This is a genomic window from Stenotrophomonas testudinis (assembly GCF_024499815.1).
GTDB lineage: Bacteria > Pseudomonadota > Gammaproteobacteria > Xanthomonadales > Xanthomonadaceae > Stenotrophomonas.
In genome coordinates, this window is sequence record NZ_JAMOKY010000043.1 from 18,709 (window position 1) to 37,667 (window position 18,959).

Below are 18,959 nucleotides of genomic sequence, written 5' to 3' on the forward strand. Positions count from 1 at the left end.
GTTACCCGGGCGTTCAAGCGAATGGGTATCAAATGCAAATACGAGCCGTTATCATTTAAGGGTGCCTTCACCCCTGCCGGGGTCGGCGCCTTCTTTGAATCGACTGGTGTTCCATGCATGCACGTCCCGTCGTCGCCGGTCTGCCGGCCCTGGTCCTTGCCGCCCTGATCGGCACGATGGCGATGATGTCGTTCGTGGCGGTGATCGGGCCGGTGGTGCGCCTGCTCGGCCTGTCCGAATGGCACGCCGGCCTCTCGGTCACTGCCGCCGGCGTGCTGTGGATGCTGGCCGCGCGGCCCTGGGGCCGGCTGAGTGACCGTATCGGCCGCAAGCGCGTGCTGCTGCTGGCCATGGCCGCCTACACCGTCATCTACGTCGGCCTGGCGGTGTTCATCGATGTTGCCCTGCAGGTGGTGCCGCCGGTGCTGGTGTCGGTGCTGGTGCTGGTGGGCGCACGCGGCTTGATCGGCCTGTTCTATGCGGCCGTGCCGCCCACCGCCGCCGCCCTCATCGCCGACCAGGCCCCCACCGGCCAGCGTGCGCAGTTCATGGCGCGGCTGGGCAGCGCCAATGCGCTGGGCATGGTGCTGGGCCCGGCCGCTGCGGGCTGGCTGGCGTATCGCAATCTTTCCCTGGCGCTGTACGTGGCGGCGCTGCTGCCGCTGCTGTCGCTGGCATTGATCGCCTGGCGCCTGCCGGCTACGCCGCCGGTGGCCGCTGCACAGGCGCGTACCCGCGCACCGATATCGCGGTTGGATGCCCGCCTGCGCCTGCCGCAGCTGGCGGCCTTCGTCGGCATGGTCTCGGTGACCATCGCCCAGGTCACCGTGGGATTCTTCGCCATTGATCGCTTCGCGCTGGATGCCGCCGCCGGCGCACGCATGGCCGGCATCGCCCTCACAGCGGTAGGCGTCGGCCTGATCCTGGCGCAGGTGCTGGTGATGAAGCTGGAGGTGCATCCGCGCCGCTGGATCACGCTCGGTGCGTTGATCGCCGGGCTCGGCTTCGCCTCGGTCGCCGCCGTGCAGCAGCCCTGGCAGTTGCCGGCGGCGTATGCGTTTGCGGCGTTCGGCATGGGCTTCGTCTTCCCCTCGTTCCAGGCGCTGGCCGCCGATGCGGTGCAGCCCCACGAGCAGGGCGCGGCCGCCGGCACCGTTGCAGCCGCGCAGGGGCTGGGCATGGTCGCCGGCCCGATGCTGGGCACGCTGTTGTACCGCGCGGGCGCCAGCCTGCCGTATCTGCTGGTGGGCGTGCTGCTGTTGCTGTTGTGCGGCCTGGCCATGGCCCACCGCGCAAAGGAGACCGCATGAACGATTCGCTGATGCAGGGGGCGTGGCCGGAGGCTGCGCCGCCGCCTGCCCACCACGCCGACGAAGCCGCACTGTTCCTGCTGCAGCACGCTGACAAGCAGCTGCATGCACGCGGTTGCCGCGCCAGCCTGCCGACCGGTGCGCTGGCCAGCCTGGCCGAGCGGGTGGATGCCTTCTTCGCGCAGCAGCGCGGCGGCCCGGGCCTGCTGGTGGGGGCGGTGCCGTTCGAGCCGCGTGCGGACGATGCGCTGTACCAGCCCGAGCGCGTGCTGCCCGGGCTGCGACCGCAGCATGTCGCCGCGCCGGCCCTGCGCGGCGTGCTGCAGCCGCAGCCTACGGCGGAGAAGTATGCGGCGGCCGTGGCCACCGCCGTACAGGCGATGCGTGCGCCCGATGCCAGCCTGCACAAGGTGGTGCTGGCGCGCAGCCTGTTGGCCCACACCGATCTTCCCGTGGCCCCGGACAGGCTGCTGGCACGCCTCGGCGCCGATCCCTCGGTGGCGACCTACGCCGTGCCGCTGCCGGTCGAGCCGGGCCAGGCGCCAGCTTGGCTGGTCGGCGCAACGCCGGAACTGCTGCTGCACAAGCGCGGCGCGCAGGTGCTGTCGCATCCGTTGGCCGGCTCCGCCCGTCGCAGCAGTGATCCTGCTGAAGACCAGCGCGTTGCGCAGGCGCTGCTGGCCTCGCGCAAGGACCATGACGAACACCGCCACGTGGTCGAGGCCATCGTCGATGGCCTGGCGCCGTGGTGCAGCCGCGTCGAAGCGCAGGCACAGCCGGTGCTGCACGCCACGGCCAGCATGTGGCACCTCGGCACGCGCATCCATGCCACCCTGAAGGATCCCTCGACGCCGGCCGCCACGCTGCTGGCCGAACTGCACCCGACGCCGGCGGTCTGCGGGACGCCACGCCAGGCCGCACTGCAGCGTATCCGCGAGCTGGAACCGGTGCCGCGCGGCTTCTACGCCGGTGCGGTCGGCTGGCTGGACGCGCAGGGTGATGGCGATTGGTACGTGGCGATCCGCTGCGCACGCCTGCAGGGCACGCAGCTGCGGCTGTTCGCCGGTGCCGGCATCGTCGCCGACTCGCAGCCGGAGGCCGAAGCGGCCGAGACCGGCGCGAAATTCACTGCCTTGTTGAGCGCTCTGGGTGTGCATGACCCGGCGCCCCTGATCGAGCCCATGCCATGAACAACGCTGTCTCCCCGCGGCTGCCGCTGCAGCAGGTCTGGCCCGAGGATCGGGTCGCGCGCTATCGCGTCGCCGGCCATTGGCGCGGCGAGACCTTCCCGGCCTTCCTGCGTGAGCGCGCAGAGCAGTTCGCCGATGAGACCGCGGTGGTGGCCGGCGACGTGCGCCTGAGCTATGCGCAGCTGTGGCACGAGGCCGGCCGCATCGGTGCGGGTCTGCTGGGCCTGGGCCTGCAGCCGGGTGACCGCGTGCTGGTGCAGCTGGGCAACACCGCCGGCTTCATCACCACCGTATGCGGGCTGTTCCGTGCCGGCCTGGTGCCGGTGTACGTGCTGCCGGCGCATCGTCTTACCGAGCTGGTGCACTTCGCGCGCAAGGCCGAAGCCAGTGCCTACATCACCACCGACGTGCATGAGACCTTCGACCACCGCGGACTGGCGCGTGCGTTGCAGGGGGAGGTGCCGGGCATTGCGCATGTGGTCATCGATGGTGAGGCGGACGGGTTCATTGCCCTGGATGCGCTGCAGGGTAACCGCAGCGCATTGCCGCCCGATCCGGACCCGCAGTCGGTGGCCTTCCTGCAGATTTCCGGTGGCAGCACCGGGCTGTCCAAGCTGATCCCGCGCACCCACGACGACTACATCTATTCGTTCCGCGCCAGCAACGCGATCTGCGGCATCGACCGCGACAGCGTCTATCTGGTCGCGCTGCCGGCGGCGCACAATTTCCCGATGAGTTCGCCGGGCTTCTTTGGCGCGCTGTATGCCGGCGCCCGCGTGGTGCTCAGCCCCGGCCCCGGCCCGGACGCCGCGTTCCCGCTGATCGCCCGCGAGCGGGTGACCTGCTGTGGCCTGGTGCCGCCGCTGGCGCTGCTGTGGGCGCAGGCCGCAGCGTCCAGCAAACACGATCTGTCCAGCCTGCAGGTGCTGCAGGTGGGCGGTGCCAAGTTGGTGCCGGAGGCCGCGCGGCGGGTGATCGATGGCCTGCGCTGCACCCTGCAGCAGGTGTTCGGCATGGCCGAAGGCCTGGTCAACTACACGCGGCTGGATGACCCCGAAGACCTGGTCGTGGCCTGCCAGGGGCGACCGATCAGCCCGGATGACGAGGTGCGCGTGGTCGATGACCACGACCAGCCCGTGGCCGAAGGCGAGGTGGGGCATCTGCTGACCCGTGGCCCGTACACCATCGGCGCGTACCACAACGATGAGCTGGCCAACGCGCGCGCCTTCACCGACGATGGCTTCTATCGCACCGGTGACCGCGTGCAGCAGCTGCCGGGCGGCTACCTGGTGGTGCAGGGCCGGGCGGGCGACCACATCAACCGTGCCGGCGAGAAGATCTCCGCCGAGGAGATCGAAGACCATCTGCTGGCCCATCCCGCCGTGTTCGACGCGGCGGTGGTGTCCATTCCCGATGACTACCTGGGCGAGCGCAGCTGCGCCTTCGTCATCCAGCAGGGCGAACCGATCAAGGGTCCCGCGCTGAAGGCATGGATGCGCGGCCGCGGCCTGGCCGAGTTCAAGGTGCCCGACCAGGTGGTGTTCGTGGACAGTTTCGATACCACGGCGGTCGGCAAGATCAGCCGCCGTGAACTGCGCGCGCAGCTGCGTGCGCGTCATCTGCAACAAACAGGAGGAACGCGCTGATGGCGCTGCCCCGCATTACCCCATACCCCTTGCCGACTGCCGCCGAACTGCCGGCCCCACGAGGCCCGTGGCGCCCGCAGCGTGATCGCATCGCCTTGCTGGTGCATGACATGCAGCGCTATTTCCTGGCGGCGTTCGACGCCGGTGCCGAGCCGCTGCAGCCGGCGGTGGCCAACATCGCGCGCCTGCTGGCGCATTGCCGTGCACACGGCATTCCGGTGTTCTACACCGCCCAGCATGGCGACCAGGACCGGCGCGACCGCGGCCTGCAGGCCGATCTGTGGGGGCCGGGCATGCGCCGCGGCGAGGAGCACGAACCGATCATCGATGCGCTTGCCCCGCAGGCGGGAGAGCAGGTGCTGGTCAAGCACCGCTACAGCGCCTTCCAGCGCAGCAACCTGGAAACCCTGATGCGCGTGCGCGGCCGCGACCAGCTGCTGGTCACCGGCGTGTATGCGCATATCGGCTGCACGGCCACCGTGGTCGAGGCCTTCCAGCGTGACATCGAAGCCTTCATCGCCGCCGATGCGGTGGCCGACTTCTCGCGCGCCGACCATGACCAGGCCCTGCACTGGATCGCCCGCACCAGTGGCGTACCGATGACCACCGCGCAGCTGCTGGAGGAGCTCTGATGGCCACGACCAACGACGTGCTCGACCTTGAGCGAATGCGCGCCGACGTGGCGCGCGTGCTGGACTGCGAGCCGGCCGATATCGGCGACGACGACAACCTGATGGACCTCGACCTGGATTCGATGCGCATGCTCGGCCTGGTCCTGGCCTGGAGCAACACCGGGCTGCCGCTGGAGTTCTCGCAGCTGGCCGAGCACAGCACGCTGCGCCAGTGGTGGGCGGTGGTGCAGAAGCTGCAGGCGGCGCAGCAGGCATGAACGCCGCGGGGCTGGCGGCGCCGGTAGCGCTGACCGAGGCGCAGTCGGGCCTGTGGTTTGCCCAGCGCCTGGCACCGGACAATCCTTCATTCAATACGGCCCATGCCGTGTGGATCGAGGGGGCGCTGGACGTCGACGCGTTCGTGGCCGCAGCCAACCAGGCGGCGGCCGAAGCGCAGGCATTCGCGCTGCGTTTTGCCGAAGGCGAGGACGGCCAGCCGCTGCAGTGGCACGACGCCGCCCATGTGCCGTTGTTGTCACTGCGCGATGTGTCTTCCGAGGTTGACCCGGCTGCGGTGGCGCGTGCCGCGATGCAGGCCGACCGCCTGGCGGCGGTGGATCCCAGCCGTGACCGCATCAGCCAGCAGGTGCTGTTCGATCTGGGTGGGCAGCGCTGGGTCTGGTACCTGCGCGTGCACCACCTGGCTACCGACGGCTATGGCATGGCGTTGTTCAGTGACCGCGTGTGTGCGCTGTATGCGGGACGCGATGGCGAGCCATTGCCGCCGCTGGCCGGCGTGCTGGCCGATGATGCCGGCTATCGCGCAGATTCCCGTCGGGGCTTGGCGGGCCAGTGGTGGCACGAACAACTGCAGGGCGCGCCCGCGGGTGCGGGGCTGGCCGGGACGGTAGCGGCCAGCGACGATGCGCTGCGTTTCGTACAGCCGCTCGACGCAACTTTCCGCGAACTGATGCTGCAGACCTCGGTGCGGTGGCTGCAACCGTGGCCGGACGTGCTGGCCGCGCTGTCGGCCGAGTACCTGCGACGTATGAGCGCGGCCGAGGAAGTGGTGCTGGGCGCGCCCTACATGGGGCGCCTGGGCAATGCCTCGGCGCGGGTGCCGGCCATGGTGATGAACGTGCTGCCGCTGCGGGTCGCGGCGGGCGAGGGCAGCGTCGAAGACGTTGTGCGTGGCATTGGCCGACAATTGAGCCAGGGGCGCAAGCAGGGGCGCTACCGGGGCGAACAGCTGCGTCGTGACCTCGGCCTGGTCGGTGCGCAGCAGCGCCTGCACGGCCCGCTGGTGAACGTGCAGCCGTTCTACAGGCCGCTGGCGCTGCCCGGCGTCGAGGCCACGCTGGACGTGCTGTGCACCGGCCCGGTGGATGATCTGACCCTGGGCTTCCGTGGCGACGGCCAGACCCTGCTGGACCTGGAGATCGAGGCCAATCCCGCGTTGTACAGCCGCGACGACGTGCAGGCGCATGCCACGCGGTTGCTGCATTTCGTGGCGGCCGCGCTGCAGGCGTCCGATATGGCCGACGTCCCGCTGGCCACGCCCGAGGAGGCGCAGCGCACGGTGCACTGCTTCAACGCCACCGCCCATGCGCTGCCCGAAACTACCCTGGTGGAGCTGCTGCAGCAGGGCATGGATCGTGATCCGCAGGCGACGGCGTTGGTGTTCGGCGACGTTTCGTTGGACCACGGGACGCTGGAAGCGCGCAGTTTCGCGCTGGCGGCCCAGCTGCGCGCGCTGGGCGTCGGCCCGGGCAGGGTGGTCGCGGTGGCGTTGCCGCGCTCGCTGGAGCTGGTGGTCGCGCTGGTGGCCGTACTGCGTGCCGGCGCCGCTTACCTGCCGCTGGATCCTGCCCATCCCGATGAACGCCTGGCGCGCATCCTCGCCTCGGCACGACCGACCTGCGTGCTGGCCGAGGCCGACGTACAGGTACGGCTGGGCGAGGTGCCGGTGCTGGCGCCCACGCAGTGGACCGCAGTGAGTCTCGCGGCGCCGTGGGTCCCGCCATCGCCGGACGATGCGGCCTATGTCATCTACACCTCCGGCTCGACCGGTGAGCCCAAGGGCGTGGTCATCGAGCACCGCGCCATCGTCAATCGCCTGCTGTGGATGCGCGAGCACTACGGCTTCACCGCCGATGACCGCGTGCTGCAGAAGACCCCGGCCACGTTCGACGTGTCGGTCTGGGAGTTCTTCCTGCCGCTGCTGTGTGGCGCGACCCTGGTTCTGGCCGGGCCGGAGGCGCATCGTGACCCGACCGAGCTGGCGCGGTTGATCCGCTGCCACGAGATCACGACCGCGCATTTCGTGCCGTCCATGCTCGACGCCTTCCTCGCCGCGCCGGCATCGCAGGGCCTGCAGCTGCGCCGGGTGTTTGCCAGTGGCGAGGCGCTGGACGCCGCGCTGCGTGATCGCTTCCACGGCCGGGTCCAGGCGGAACTGCACAACCTGTACGGCCCGACCGAGGCCGCGGTAGACGTGAGCTGGTGGCCAGCCTCGGCCGAGGATCGCGCGCGACCGGTGCCGATCGGCTTCCCCGTGTGGAATACCCGCCTGTATGTGCTGGATGCGCGCATGCAGCCGCTGCCGGTCGGCGTGCCGGGTGACCTGTACCTGGGCGGCGTGCAGCTGGCGCGTGGCTACTTGGGTCGCGATGACCTGACCGCCGAGCGCTTCCTGGCCGATCCCTTCCTGCCCGGGGAGCGCATCTACCGTACCGGCGATGTCGCACGTTGGCGTGCCGATGGCGCGGTGGAATACCTGGGCCGCAGCGACCACCAGGTCAAGCTGCGTGGCCTGCGCATCGAGCTGGGCGAGATCGAGGCCGCGCTGCGCGAATTGCCGGGCATGGACCGGGTGGAAGTGCTGCTGCGCCACGACGCGCCGGGCGATCCGCGGCTGGTGGCGTACGTGCCCTCGTCGTGCGCGGATGCCGCGGTACTGCGCAGCCATCTGGCCACGCGCGTACCGGATTACATGCTGCCCTCGGCGTTCGTCGGCGTGGACCACTGGCCGGTAACGGCCAACGGCAAGCTGGACCGCACGGCGCTGCCGAAGCCGCCGCAGCAGGATGTCGCCGGGCTTGCGCCGCGTACGCCGCTGGAGCAGGAATTGGCAGAGCTGTTCGCACGCGCGCTGGGCCGCGAGTTGCCGGTGGCTGTGGACGCGGACTTCTTCAGCCTGGGGGGCGATTCGCTGTCGGCCGTGCACCTGCTGCTGGCCATCGAACAACGCTGGCGCTGCGATCTTGGTCTGGGCGCACTGTTTGCGCAGCCGACCGTCGCCGCACTGGCCGCACGCATTGCCGAGCCCCCGGCGCTGGCCGACCACGCGCTGGGTCCGGTGATTGCACTGGCCACGGCGGAGAATGCCGCGCCGCCGCTATTCGTGGTGCATCCGGCCGGCGGCATTGCCTGGAACTACCGGACGCTGGCACATGCGCTGCAGCCGGCGCGCACGGTCCACGGCCTGCAGTCGTCGGCGCTGGATCCGCAGCAGGCCATGCCGTCCAGCATCGAGATGATGGCCAACGACTACGTGCGCCGCATCGCCACGCTGCAACCGCAGGGGCCGGTGCATTTGCTGGGCTGGTCGGTAGGCGGCATCCTGGCCCAGGCCATGGCGGTGCGCCTGCACGAGATCGGCCGCGAGGTGGGTGAGCTGGTGCTGCTGGATGCTTATCCCAGCGAATGCTGGCGGGCCGAGCCGGAGCCCGATGCCATCGCGGCGCTGCGCGCGCTGCTGGCCATTGCCGGCCACGATCCCGATGCCCGCCCGGAACTGGACAGCCGCGAGCGTATCCTCGCGTTTCTGCGGCGTGGCGGCAGCGCGCTGGGCAGCCTGCCGGACGTGGTGCTGGACGGGGTGGTGCGTGCCGTCACCGGGACCAATCGATTGATCCGTGAGCACCACCATCGCCCGTACGACGGCACGCTGGTGCATGTGCGCGCGGGCCGTGACCACCAGGCGCGGCCACAGCTGCAATCGGCGCTGTGGATGGCGCATGCGCGCAAGGTGCAGGCGCTGGAACTGCCGTTCCTGCACGCCGAGCTGACCGGCCGCGATGCGGTGGCGCAGCTGGCGCCGTGGTTGTCGACACGGCTGCGGCAGTGGGATGATCAACAGGAGATCGCAGCATGCAGCTGACCGGGTTTGAAGGACGTGTGGCGCTGGTGACCGGGGCTGCCGGTGGCATTGGCGCAGCGCTGGTGCGGCTGCTTGCCGATGCGGGATGCACGGTGGTGGCGACGGATCGTGAGAGGCCTGGGGTAGACGATGCACGCGTGCATGCACGTGCGCTGGACGTGACCGACAGCGCGGCGGTGGATGCCGTGGTGGCGGATGTCGAGGCGACGGTTGGACCGATTACGCTGGCCGCCAGCGTGGCTGGCGTGCTGCACGTGGGTGACGTGGCCGGCACCGGCGATGAGGACTGGCGACGCGTGTTCGCGGTCAATGCCGATGGCGTGTTCCATGTCGGCCGCGCGCTGGCGCGGGTGATGTCACCGCGGCGCCAGGGGGCGATCGTCACTGTCAGTTCGAATGCGGCTGGCGTGCCGCGCCATGGCATGGCCGCCTACGCGGCATCGAAAGCCGCAGCCACCATGTTCACCCGTTGCCTGGGGCTGGAGCTGGCGCCACTGGGCATCCGCTGCAACATCGTCGCCCCCGGTTCCACCCTGACCCCGATGCAGACCGGCATGTGGGAGGACGCGCAGGGCGCCGAGCGGGTGATTACAGGCAACCTTGACACCTACAAGGCCGGCATCCCGCTGCGCAAGCTGGCCACCCCGGAGGACATCGCCCACTCGGTGATGTTCCTGCTCTCCGAACAGGCCGGCCACGTAGCGATGAGCGACCTGTATGTCGACGGCGGCGCGACCCTCCGCGGCTGAGCTGCTGCGGATCCGATGCCTCGAACGGTCGCGATGTTGTAGAGCCGAGCCTATGCTCGGCCGCTTTTGCGTGCCACTGTCGCAGCCGAGCATGGGCTCGGCTCTACAGTAGATATCCGGATTGATCCGGTAGCGCCGGGCCATGCCCGGCGATGTCTTACGGCAGGGTCAGGCGGTACACCAGCACACGGTTGTCGTTGTCGTAGGCGCTGTCGCAGGATTCGCCCTGCATGCGGCAGTGGCGGGCGATGAAGTCATTGTCGTTGCCGATCAGCAGCAGCACGTCCTTCGGGTGCTGCGGATCGAGCGCGGGCAGAACGTCCATCGCTTCCCACTTCTCCGACAGCAACCCAGCATGCGGGCCGCGCGCGGTCTCCAGGTCAAGGCCCACGCGGGCCAGCTGGGGGCGATCCAGCAGGTTCAGCAGTTCATCGCTGCGTGCCGGGGTGATGCCTTCCTTCAACACCGTGCTGGCAGGGTCGGCCAGCACCGACGCCGTGCCGGTCTCATACGCGGTGCCGGCCAGATTGCTCGCCTCGGCCACATCCACCAGCAGCACGGACTTGTAGATGATCGGGTCATCGCCGCCCTTGCCGAGACCGTTGCCATCGCGGGCCAGCAGCAGGAAGCGATTGGCATCCAGGGCGCGCAGTTCGCTCTGCGCGGCGGTGCGGTCCAGCTTGCCCTTGCCGTCGTGCGCGTAGGCGGGCAGGGCCATCACGTAATGGCCCATCGGCTGCTGCGGCGTCGGCGAGGTCGTCACGTCATAGACCAGCACACGGGTATTGACCCGCCCCGCGGCGTTGCCCTTGGCACTGTCCTGCAGGGTGGCGCTCTGCAGGGCCACGAACAGGCGGCTGCCGTCCGGCGACAGGCCCATGCCTTCCAAGCCCTGGTTGTTGCGGCGGCCGCTCTGCGGCGGTGCCAGCGAACCAAATGCAGGCTTGCCATCAGTGCGAGGCTGGATCGCCACGGGAGGGACGATCACGCCCTGCAGCTGCCCCTGGGCATCGAAGTAGTAGACATTGGCGGTGTACTCATCGCCCACGTAGAAATGGCCATCGGCGGTGAACTGCAACGATTCGGCGTCCAGCGAGACCTTGCCCGCGCCCACGCCGTCGGCCGGGGAGGGCAGCACCAACCCGCGCTGGGCGACGGTGTGCTCACCCGGGTCTGCACCGGTGAAGGCTTGCCCATTGAAGTCCTTCAGCACCACGCCCTTGTCCGGCACGAGGGTGACCGTGCCTGGCGTGCCGGCAGGCAGGTCGATGCGCAGGCGCATGCGCTCGACGCGGCCGGCATAGTCATAGAACAGCCCGGCCTCGGGATCATTGCGGCCGCGGTCGGGCAGGGTCCACAGCACGCCCTCGTAGCCGCTGGCGGTGCGCTTCCAGGTGCCCGGCTGCACCGCCAGCGAGGAGAACGAGCCCAGCGTATCGCCGAGGAAGTCCACCGTGCCCGCCGGCAGCCGCCCGGCTGCGACCAACCCCTTGTCCACGTAGGTACGGCCGCCCAGCTGCAGCGTGCGCGGCGGCGCGCCGCTGGCTTCATGCGGGGCAGCATATCCACTGGCGGAGAGGGCGACCAGCAACAGGGCGGTAGCAAACATCGGTGGACTCCTCGGGATCGGTCAAGGCGCTTGGCTTAGAAGCGCACGTCGATGGTGCCGAACACCTGGCGCGGCGCCGACGCATGGAACACGTACAGCTTGCCGGTCGGATCGCTGGCGGCGAACACGCTCGAATCCAGGTTGCTGGCGTAGCGCTTGTCGGTGAGGTTGGTCACGTTTACCGACAGGCGCACGCCCTTGGCAAAGCCAACCTGGCCGAAGTCGTAGCCGCCGGCCATGTCGAAGACGGTGAAGCCGCCGAAGCCCTGGTCGTTGGTGTAGGTGTAGAAACGCTCGCCTGTGTACTTGCCGCGCAGGCTGGCGAACCAGCCGTTGTCACGCCAGCTGATCTCGGTGGCCAGCAGCTGCTTGGGCGTATCGGTCTGGATCTTGCCCTTGATCTGCTGCTCGACGCCGGCCTGCACGTAGTTGGAGGCGTAGGTCGAACGGTTCAGCGAGGCCGAGGTGTACCAGCTGAAGTACTCGCTGGGGGTCCACAGCACGGTCAGTTCGGCGCCACGGCTGTCGACCCCGCCGACGTTGTAGAAGCGGTTGCCGCAGGTCGGGCCCACCGGCTGGCGCGAGTCGCAGGGGTTGTACTGCAGCAGGCGGTTGTCGAAGCGCACGCTGTAGGCGGCGAGCGAGGTCTGCAGGGTGTCGGTGACGAAGCGGTAGCCGGCTTCGATCGAACGCGATTCTTCCGGCTTCAGGTTGCCCTGCGCATTCCAGGTGGCCTGGCTCACGGCCTGCGGGCCCAGCTTGAAGCCGCCCTGGAACATGGCGATGTTCTCGGCGTAGCTGGCGAACACTTCGTGGTGGTCTGTGATGCGGAAGTTGGCACCAACACTGGGCAGGAAGTTCTTGCTGGCCTTCAGCGTGCCGGTCGCGAACTGGTTGTTGGAACTGGCCGGGATCGGCGTCTTCGCTTCGCCCGGCAGGGCCTCCGCATCGGAGGTGGCGTGCGGGCTCTTGGCGCCGAACTCCAGGGTCAGGCGATCGTCGAGCAGGCGCCAGGTGTCCTTCAGGTAGAACTGGTGCGTCTTCCAGCGGGTGCGCTGGGCGAATACGCCGGTGTCGGCCTGGCTGGTGTTCATGCCGCTCATGTCACGCGGGCCGTCCACCGCCGTCTGGTAACGCTCGGCGCTGCTGGTGTTGCGCTCGTACCAGACGCCGCCTTCGATGCGGTGCGCGCCCAGGTCCCAATCGAACGACAGCGTGCCGCCGTCGCGGTCGATGGTGTAGATGGTGTTGCGGAAGATGATCGGGATTTCCTGCGCGGTGCCCTTGTGCGAGTAGGCGCCGCTGTTCCAGTTGTGGCCTTCGCCGCGGTCGTCGTGGTGGTAGGCCACGGCGCGCAGGCTGAAGCCATCGGCGATGAAGAAATCGCCGGTCAGGTAGTACAGGTTGTCATCGCGCAGGATCTGGCCGGCGGTGAAGGCGCCGTCGGCGTCCTTGTCCGGGCCGCTGCTGTCGCACTTGCTGGCATTGAAGCTGGCCGTGTTGCAGTAGGCCTTGGCCACGGCCTTGTTCCAGTCCGGCGCATAGCCGCCCCAGTCCCAGCCCAGGCCGCGCGCCATTTCGTCCTTGGACAGGTAGAAGTAGTCGGCCTGGCTGGTGCGCGAGGTGTTGACGAAGCCGGTGATCTGGCCGCCGTCGAAGTTCCACATGCCCTTGGCGTTGAACTGTCTGGTGGTCGATTCGTTGTAGGCGGTCTGGTCATTCCACAGGTCCGACACGGCGTTCATGCCCGACACGTAGCCGGAGAAGCCGTTGTACTCGCCGCTGTCCACGCGCACGAAGGTACGGCGGTTGGCATCGCTGCCGAAGGTCTGCACCACGCGGCCTCCCAGTTCCTTGGCCGGGCGGTCGGAGGTGTAGGAGATGGTGCCGCCGAGGTTGCTGGTGGACGGTGTGCCGAGGCTGCCGATGCCCACCGCCAGTTCGGCGCCGGCCATGTTCTCGCTGATCAGCGCACGGTTGATGGTCAGGCCGTTGTAGTTGTTGTACGCGCCATCGCCCAGCGGCACGCCGTCCAGGGTGTAGCCCAGGCGGGTGGAGTTGAAGCCGCGCAGGCTCAGGGTCATCGACTGTTCGTTGGTGCCAAGCGCATCGGCCGACTGCGCGTTGACGCCCGGCAGCAGGTTGAGGGTCTTCTGCAGGCTGGTGCCCGGCGGCAGGATGTCGAGGTTCTCGCGGGTGATGCGCTGCACCTGGCGCGCTTCACCGCTGCCGATCACCGAGACGGCGTCAAGGTCGGTCGCAGAGGCGGTGCTGGAGGTCGGGGCAGCGTCCTGCGCCCAGGCCGCGGGAGCAAGCGCGATGGACAGCGCGGCGGCCAACATAGTCTTCGTCATGTTGCAGGCACTCAGGCAGGCACGAGCCACCGCATGTGTGCGGAGCTCATGGAGTTCGGGAGGGGAGACAACGGATGCGACCGCTGGCGCTGCAGGCGCCGCGTGGTCAACGTGAAAATGGTGCGCTACGTAGATGACTGTCGGGTGACATTGTCATCTGCGGTTTAGTGACGAACTGTAGAGCCGAGCCGATGCGCGGCTGCATCTGGATGGAGCCGAGCGTGGGCTCGGCTCTACAGGAGCGCTCAGCCCGCGGTACGGGGCTTGCGCGTGCGCTTGGGCTTCGCGGTATCCGCGGCGCTCGTCGCGCAATCCTGCAACGCCTGCAGCCACGACAGTGTGTCGATGTAGTCGATGAAGTGCCGCAGGTAGCCGGGGCTGGTGGCCTGCATCGTGTCCAGCATGCGCTGCACCAGCACCGCGGAATTCAAGGGGCCACCATCGGCCGGGGCCTCCGCGCGCAGCGAGCGGCGCACCTGCACTTCACTGCGCAGCTCGCTCCAGTCGCGGCGCACCTGGTCCAGCATCGGCACCTGCGGGTAATGCGCCAGGCTGCGCGAGCCGGCATCCAGGTCGCGCACCAGTGCGCGCAGGCCTTCCCGCGGCGTCTGCGGCTTACTTGCCATCAGCGGCCTTCGGCTTGGGAATCGGTGCGATCTCCACGCGGCGGTTGCGCGCGCGGCCGGCTTCATCGGCATTGGAGCTGACCGGCTGCTCGCTGCCGAACGCGGCGGCAAACACCGCATCGGCCGGAACGCCATCGGCAATCAGCGTGCGGGTCACCGTCAGCGAACGCTGTGCGGACAGCTCCCAGTTGTCGGCGAAGCGGCGGTTGCCATCGCGGATCGGCGCGTCATCAGTGAATCCGCTGACCATCAGGATCTCTTCGCGCGAGCCCAAGTACGCCGCCAGCGGCGCCGCCAGGCTGCGCAGCAGCTCCTGGCCTTCCGGCTGCAGCTGGTCCGAGTTGAGTGCGAACAGCACGCTGCCGCTGATGCCGATGCGGCCATCGACCAGGGTCACGCGACCGGCAGCCAAGGGCCCGGCCAGCGCCTGTTCCAGGGTCTGCAGGCGCTTGGCTTCGGCCTGACGCTGCTTCACTTCCTGGTCCAGCCGCTGCGACAGTTCCAGCTGCACCGCGACCACGCCGACGAGGATCAGCACGAAGGCGCCCAGCAGCACCGACATCAGGTCGCCGAATGCCGCCCAGATCGGGGCGTGTGAGCCGCCGTCGACCTCCAGTTCGTCGCTCATGCGCTGCCGGCCTTGCCGCGGCGGGCGGCCAGCTGCTGCAGCTCTTCGATCACCTGCTTCTGCGACAGCAGGCTGAGGTCGACCACCTCGCGCGCCTGCGCCACGTAGTAGGCCAGCTGCTCATCGCTGCGCGCCAGCGAAGCATCCAGCGCGCCGCCGATCTGTTCCAGGCGCCCGGACAGTTCGGTGGAGGCCGCGCCGAACTGCTCGACGGCGGCGCCGAAGGTGCCGGCCAGCTGGCCGACGTCCGCTGCGCTGCCGCTGAGATGCTCGGCGATGCCGTCGAGCTTGCCGGTCTCGGCGGCGATGTGGTCGGTGAAGCGGCTGCCGACGCGTTCCAGCAGCTCGGCCGAGCCGCCCACCAGCGCATCCACGGCGCTGCGCTGTTCGTACGAGGCGTGGTTGATCGCTTCCAGCAGCGTCTGCACGGTGGCCAGCAGGTGGCCGCGTTCTTCCAGCATCTTGTTATCGCGCACCAGGCTCTCGGACAGGGTGCTGCGCAGTTCGTTGATGACCTCGGCCGCGGCCTTGGGGGCGTCGGCGGCGGTCTGCAGCAGGGTGGAGACTTCGGCCAGGGTGGCGCTGGCCTGTTCGCGGCCGTTCTCGCCGATCTGCTGTGCGGTGCTGGCCAGGGTCTCGCAGACCTGCTGCTGGCGCTCGGCCAGGCCCTGCGCAATGGCGTCGAGTGCCGTGCTCCACTGCTGCAGGCGCTGTTCGTCGCCGGCCTGCAGCTGGGCCTGCAGGGCGACGTGCGCCTGCTGCAGCTCGGCGGCCACCGCATCCCAACGCGCCTGGCGCTGCTGTTCGCGTGCATCCAGGCCCGCCTGCAGTTCGGCATGCGCGCTGGCGGCGGCGGCCTGTGCGGCCTGCCAGTCCTGCGAACGCTGCGCCTCGTGATCCTGCAGCAGCGACTGGCCCGCGGCATGGCGCTCGTCCAATGCCTGCAGCAGCGCCTGTGCCTGCGTATCCAGCTGTGCACCGACCGCCTGCAGTGCCTGCTGCTGGCGCTCCACCAGCGCAGCGTTCACGGCCTGCTGCTTTTCTGCGGCAGCACGCCACGCCTCGGTGTTGCCGGCGGCGTCGGCCTGCAGGCGCTCGCCGATGCGTGCGAGTACCGTCTCGGCCTGTGCGCCCTGGCCCTCGCTGAAGGCCTGCAGGTGCTGGCGCAGATCAGCCACCAGTGCCTGCTGGGCCTGAGTCTGCTCGGCGATGATCCTGGCCCAGCTCGCCTCGGTGGCCACGCGGCTGCGCTCGAAGCCTTCGCTGAGGCCGGCCAGCTGCTGCTGCACGGCGCTCTCGACGCGCGCATGCAGTGCCTGGCCATGGTTGGCCAGCCCTGCCAGCGTGGTCTCAGCCATCGGCTGCAGCGCGCCGGCAATGGCGGCGGCACTGGCCTCGGCGCCTTCGCGCAGCGACTGCTGCAGGGAAACCGCCAGTCGTTCCTGCAGTGCCTGGCTGTGGGTGAGGAAGTCGGATTGGCCGGTCAGCAGGCGCTCGTTGGCGGCCGTGCTGTGCTGCTCAAAGGCGCTGGTCATCGCCTGCAGGCGGTCCACCAGCGCGGGCAGCGCGGCCGACTGCGCCTGCAGCAGGCGCAGCGACTCGGCGCGCTGCCAGGCCTGCGAATACGGGTGCAGCTCGCCGGCAATGGCGCGATCCAGCTGCTGCACGACCTGCAGGCGGTCGCGGCGCAGCAGCGCGGACAGCAGGCCGAGCATCGCCGAGCTGGCGACACCGGCAATCGAGGTGCCGAAGGCCACGGCCAGGCCCTGCACCGGCGAGGCCAGCGAGCCGCGGATGGCGGCCATGTCGGTGGCGCTCTGCAGCGCAAGGCCGGTGCCGCGCAACGTATCCATCATGCCCAGCAGGGTGCCGAGCATGCCCAGCAGCACCAGCAGGCCGACCAGGTAGGGGGTCAGCACCGGGCCGGGCAGGGCGATGCGCTCGCCTTCCACGCGCAGGCGCACGGCGTTGCGCAGGCCCACCGGTACGCGCTCCAGCCACGGCGCCAGGGCGTCGTTGGCGGCGCCCAGGTCGTTCAGTGCGGTACGCAGCCCGTTGCTGGCCTGGCGGTAGCGGTACAGCTCTACGCCGCCGGCGATGTAGCAGGCCGCGATGATCGCCGCCACCGCCGCGCCCAGCGGGTGCACCGCCACGTAGCCGATGCCGATCCAGCACACGGCCAGCAGGCCGACAAGGAAAACAACGACATGGAATGCAGTTCTGGACATGGTGTTCCGGTCAGTGAGAGCGCAGGGCTGCAAGCAGCCCGTGGATCGGGTGGAAGCGCAGTTCAAGCTCGGCCAGCAGCAGGTTGCGCATGTCATTGCGGAAGGACGCGCGCCAGCCGGGCTGGCCGTGCACGCGTTCGAAACGGGCGGCCAGCACCGACGGCGCGGTGGCCAGCAGGCTGTGCTCGCGCGGGGTCAGGGTCTGTTCCATCACCGCGTCGACCTCGGCCAGCCGCGCCAGCTCCGGCGAGGCCTGCACCAGCTGGTCGCGCAGGCGCCCGCGCAGGCGTCCGGTGGCGGTCTGGATGGCCTGCTGCAGCACGCGGTAACGCTGGCGCAGCGAGGCGAAGTTGGCCTGCGCGGCGGCCTCGGCCAGGTCCAGCAGGCGTTCGGCCTCGGCATCCTCGCGGATCGAGGCCAGCAGGCTGGACTCGGCCTGGGCGCAGTCGGCCAGCAGGTCCTCCACCGCTTCGACGGCCTCACCCGGTTCGGGCAGGCGGCCGTCCAGCGCCCCGGACAGGGCCACGGCACGGCTCCAGTCCACCCACTGGCCGAGGCGATCGGTCAGGGCGGGACTGCTGGCCGGCATCGCACCGTCGCTGAGACGGGCAAGCAGGCGGAGGAACTCCGGTCCACCCAGGACCGGCTGCGCGGCGTTCGCCATCAAGTAGCCAGGGGCCAAAAACCGTTGATTTTACAACCAGATGACCGCCTCTGGATGAAGGGGGCGGGTGGCCCGTGGCGGGCATGGCAGGGGAGGGTCTCGGCCGGGGCGGGCAGACGGCTTAGAATGGTCGGCTGCACTAACGCAACTGGACCTTCTGGAGCTCCTGCATGACCCTCGCGCCGTTCTATCCCATCGGTACCCCCGGCCAGCCCTGGGGCGATGCTGAACGCGCACAGTGGCGGGCCGCCCAGCAGCGCCAGCGCAGCTACCACGATGATGTGGTGGCCGCCCTGGAGCGCCTGGACGACGGTTTCGACGTGATCCAGTACGGCCAGCTCGACTATGCCCCGGACCACTACCCGCTGTTTGCCGTGGTCAACCACGACTGGAACCCGGTGCTGCCGACCGCCCTGGTCACCGGCGGCGTGCATGGGTATGAGACCAGCGGCGTGCATGGCGCCCTGCAGTTCCTGGAAGCGCAGGCCGAGCGCTACCTGGGCCGGATGAACCTGATCGTGGCGCCGTGCGTCAGCCCTTGGGGCTACGAGCGCATCCAGCGCTGGAACCCGGATGCGATCGACCCGAACCGCAGCTTCCGTGACGGCGGCCTGATCGAGGAAGCCGCGTCGCTGATGCGCTGGGTGGCCGAGCGCAAGGCCGACATCCGCGTGCACCTGGACCTGCACGAGACCACCGACAGCGACCTGCACGAGTTCGACCCGGCGCGCTGCGCCCGCGACGGCAAGCCGTTCGAGCGTGACACCATTCCCGATGGCTTCTACGTGATCGGGAACAGCGAAGATCCGCAGCACGGCTTCCAGAAAGCGCTGATCGAGGCCGTTGCGCCGATCACCCACATCGCCCCGGCAGACGCCGAGGGCAACCTGGTGGGCCTGCCGCTGCAGTCGACGGGCGTGGTCTGGGGCGAGTCGCGTTCGATCGGTGCGTGCGCCGGTTTCACCGACGCCCGCTATGCCACCACCACCGAGGTCTACCCGGACAGCCCGCGTACCAACCCGCAGGAATGCAACGACGCCCAGGTGGCGGCGGTGTGCGCCGGCCTGGATTACGCGCTCGCCCAATGACGTAACGCCGGGCTCGCTCTTGTAGAGTCGGGGGGGGGGGGGGGGGGGGGGGGGGGGGGGGGGGGGGGGGGGGGGGGGGGGGGGGGGGGGGGGG

The 18,959-nt window shown here is 69.5% G+C and carries 14 protein-coding genes; 8 read left to right on the forward strand and 6 right to left on the reverse strand.

Annotation, left to right across the window (positions count from 1 at the left end; translation table 11 throughout):
• Window positions 1-113 precede the first annotated feature (113 nt).
• Genes NQ204_RS17290 through NQ204_RS17320 form a run of 7 tightly spaced genes read left to right on the forward strand, consistent with a single transcriptional unit; the run spans window position 114 to window position 9,668 of the window.
• Window positions 114-1,310 (forward strand): MFS transporter, encoded by a 1,197-nt coding sequence (locus NQ204_RS17290; RefSeq protein ID WP_116862451.1) that lies wholly within the window; start codon window positions 114-116, stop codon window positions 1,308-1,310.
• Window positions 1,307-2,500 (forward strand): isochorismate synthase, encoded by a 1,194-nt coding sequence (locus tag NQ204_RS17295; protein ID WP_116862450.1) that lies wholly within the window; start codon window positions 1,307-1,309, stop codon window positions 2,498-2,500. Before NQ204_RS17290 ends, NQ204_RS17295 begins: the two co-directional genes overlap by 4 nt.
• Window positions 2,497-4,146 carry a (2,3-dihydroxybenzoyl)adenylate synthase gene (locus tag NQ204_RS17300; protein ID WP_116862449.1) on the forward strand — a complete coding sequence of 550 codons (1,650 nt, stop codon included), beginning with the start codon at window positions 2,497-2,499 and terminating at the stop codon, window positions 4,144-4,146. Before NQ204_RS17295 ends, NQ204_RS17300 begins: the two co-directional genes overlap by 4 nt.
• Window positions 4,146-4,778 (forward strand): isochorismatase family protein, encoded by a 633-nt coding sequence (locus NQ204_RS17305; protein WP_256644498.1) that lies wholly within the window; start codon window positions 4,146-4,148, stop codon window positions 4,776-4,778. The genes NQ204_RS17300 and NQ204_RS17305 overlap by 1 nt, the downstream gene beginning before the upstream one ends.
• Window positions 4,778-5,035 (forward strand): phosphopantetheine-binding protein, encoded by a 258-nt coding sequence (locus NQ204_RS17310; RefSeq protein ID WP_256644499.1) that lies wholly within the window; start codon window positions 4,778-4,780, stop codon window positions 5,033-5,035. The genes NQ204_RS17305 and NQ204_RS17310 overlap by 1 nt, the downstream gene beginning before the upstream one ends.
• Window positions 5,032-8,919, forward strand: a complete 3,888-nt coding sequence (locus NQ204_RS17315) for an amino acid adenylation domain-containing protein (RefSeq protein WP_256644500.1) — start codon at window positions 5,032-5,034, stop codon at window positions 8,917-8,919. Before NQ204_RS17310 ends, NQ204_RS17315 begins: the two co-directional genes overlap by 4 nt.
• Window positions 8,910-9,668, forward strand: a complete 759-nt coding sequence (locus NQ204_RS17320; protein WP_256644501.1) for a 2,3-dihydro-2,3-dihydroxybenzoate dehydrogenase — start codon at window positions 8,910-8,912, stop codon at window positions 9,666-9,668. The genes NQ204_RS17315 and NQ204_RS17320 overlap by 10 nt, the downstream gene beginning before the upstream one ends.
• A gap of 157 nt (window positions 9,669-9,825) precedes the next feature.
• On the opposite strand, the gene NQ204_RS17325 is transcribed toward NQ204_RS17320, so the two are convergent.
• The 6 genes from NQ204_RS17325 to NQ204_RS17350 form a co-directional block, all read right to left on the reverse strand.
• Complete coding sequence (locus NQ204_RS17325; RefSeq protein WP_256644502.1) at window positions 9,826-11,277, reverse strand: esterase-like activity of phytase family protein; 1,452 nt, start codon at window positions 11,275-11,277, stop codon at window positions 9,826-9,828.
• Window positions 11,278-11,312: 35 nt separating this feature from the next.
• Window positions 11,313-13,631, reverse strand: a complete 2,319-nt coding sequence (locus NQ204_RS17330) for a TonB-dependent receptor (RefSeq protein WP_256644503.1) — start codon at window positions 13,629-13,631, stop codon at window positions 11,313-11,315.
• Between the two features lie 245 nt (window positions 13,632-13,876).
• The gene (locus NQ204_RS17335; protein WP_488192373.1) at window positions 13,877-14,257 is read right to left on the reverse strand and encodes a DUF2894 domain-containing protein; all 381 of its coding nucleotides are present in this window, start codon (window positions 14,255-14,257) and stop codon (window positions 13,877-13,879) included.
• Window positions 14,247-14,885 (reverse strand): OmpA family protein, encoded by a 639-nt coding sequence (locus NQ204_RS17340; RefSeq protein ID WP_108769056.1) that lies wholly within the window; start codon window positions 14,883-14,885, stop codon window positions 14,247-14,249. The genes NQ204_RS17335 and NQ204_RS17340 overlap by 11 nt, the downstream gene beginning before the upstream one ends.
• Window positions 14,882-17,113: a DUF802 domain-containing protein gene (locus NQ204_RS17345; protein WP_256644505.1), complete on the reverse strand. Its 2,232-nt coding sequence runs from the start codon at window positions 17,111-17,113 to the stop codon at window positions 14,882-14,884. The genes NQ204_RS17340 and NQ204_RS17345 overlap by 4 nt, the downstream gene beginning before the upstream one ends.
• Before the next feature lie 10 nt (window positions 17,114-17,123).
• Window positions 17,124-17,777, reverse strand: a complete 654-nt coding sequence (locus tag NQ204_RS17350) for a DUF3348 family protein (protein ID WP_256644506.1) — start codon at window positions 17,775-17,777, stop codon at window positions 17,124-17,126.
• A 170-nt stretch (window positions 17,778-17,947) separates the two neighbouring features.
• Here NQ204_RS17350 and NQ204_RS17355 point away from each other — a divergent pair, with 170 nt between their 5' ends.
• A complete protein-coding gene (locus NQ204_RS17355) occupies window positions 17,948-18,865 on the forward strand; it encodes a M14 family metallopeptidase (RefSeq protein WP_116862439.1) in 918 nt (305 codons plus the stop codon).
• Window positions 18,866-18,959 lie beyond the last annotated feature (94 nt).

Bases quoted from the DNA above. Each gene is read 5' to 3' on its own strand.
- NQ204_RS17290 (WP_116862451.1), top strand. From the start codon at position 114: ATGCATGCACGTCCCGTCGTCGCCGGTCTGCCGGCCCTGGTCCTTGCC.
- NQ204_RS17295 (WP_116862450.1), top strand. From the start codon at position 1,307: ATGAACGATTCGCTGATGCAGGGGGCGTGGCCGGAGGCTGCGCCGCCG.
- NQ204_RS17300 (WP_116862449.1), top strand. From the start codon at position 2,497: ATGAACAACGCTGTCTCCCCGCGGCTGCCGCTGCAGCAGGTCTGGCCC.
- NQ204_RS17305 (WP_256644498.1), top strand. From the start codon at position 4,146: ATGGCGCTGCCCCGCATTACCCCATACCCCTTGCCGACTGCCGCCGAA.
- NQ204_RS17310 (WP_256644499.1), top strand. From the start codon at position 4,778: ATGGCCACGACCAACGACGTGCTCGACCTTGAGCGAATGCGCGCCGAC.
- NQ204_RS17315 (WP_256644500.1), top strand. From the start codon at position 5,032: ATGAACGCCGCGGGGCTGGCGGCGCCGGTAGCGCTGACCGAGGCGCAG.
- NQ204_RS17320 (WP_256644501.1), top strand. From the start codon at position 8,910: ATGCAGCTGACCGGGTTTGAAGGACGTGTGGCGCTGGTGACCGGGGCT.
- NQ204_RS17325 (WP_256644502.1), bottom strand. From the start codon at position 11,277: ATGTTTGCTACCGCCCTGTTGCTGGTCGCCCTCTCCGCCAGTGGATAT.
- NQ204_RS17330 (WP_256644503.1), bottom strand. From the start codon at position 13,631: ATGACGAAGACTATGTTGGCCGCCGCGCTGTCCATCGCGCTTGCTCCC.
- NQ204_RS17335 (WP_488192373.1), bottom strand. From the start codon at position 14,257: ATGGCAAGTAAGCCGCAGACGCCGCGGGAAGGCCTGCGCGCACTGGTG.
- NQ204_RS17340 (WP_108769056.1), bottom strand. From the start codon at position 14,885: ATGAGCGACGAACTGGAGGTCGACGGCGGCTCACACGCCCCGATCTGG.
- NQ204_RS17345 (WP_256644505.1), bottom strand. From the start codon at position 17,113: ATGTCCAGAACTGCATTCCATGTCGTTGTTTTCCTTGTCGGCCTGCTG.
- NQ204_RS17350 (WP_256644506.1), bottom strand. From the start codon at position 17,777: ATGGCGAACGCCGCGCAGCCGGTCCTGGGTGGACCGGAGTTCCTCCGC.
- NQ204_RS17355 (WP_116862439.1), top strand. From the start codon at position 17,948: ATGACCCTCGCGCCGTTCTATCCCATCGGTACCCCCGGCCAGCCCTGG.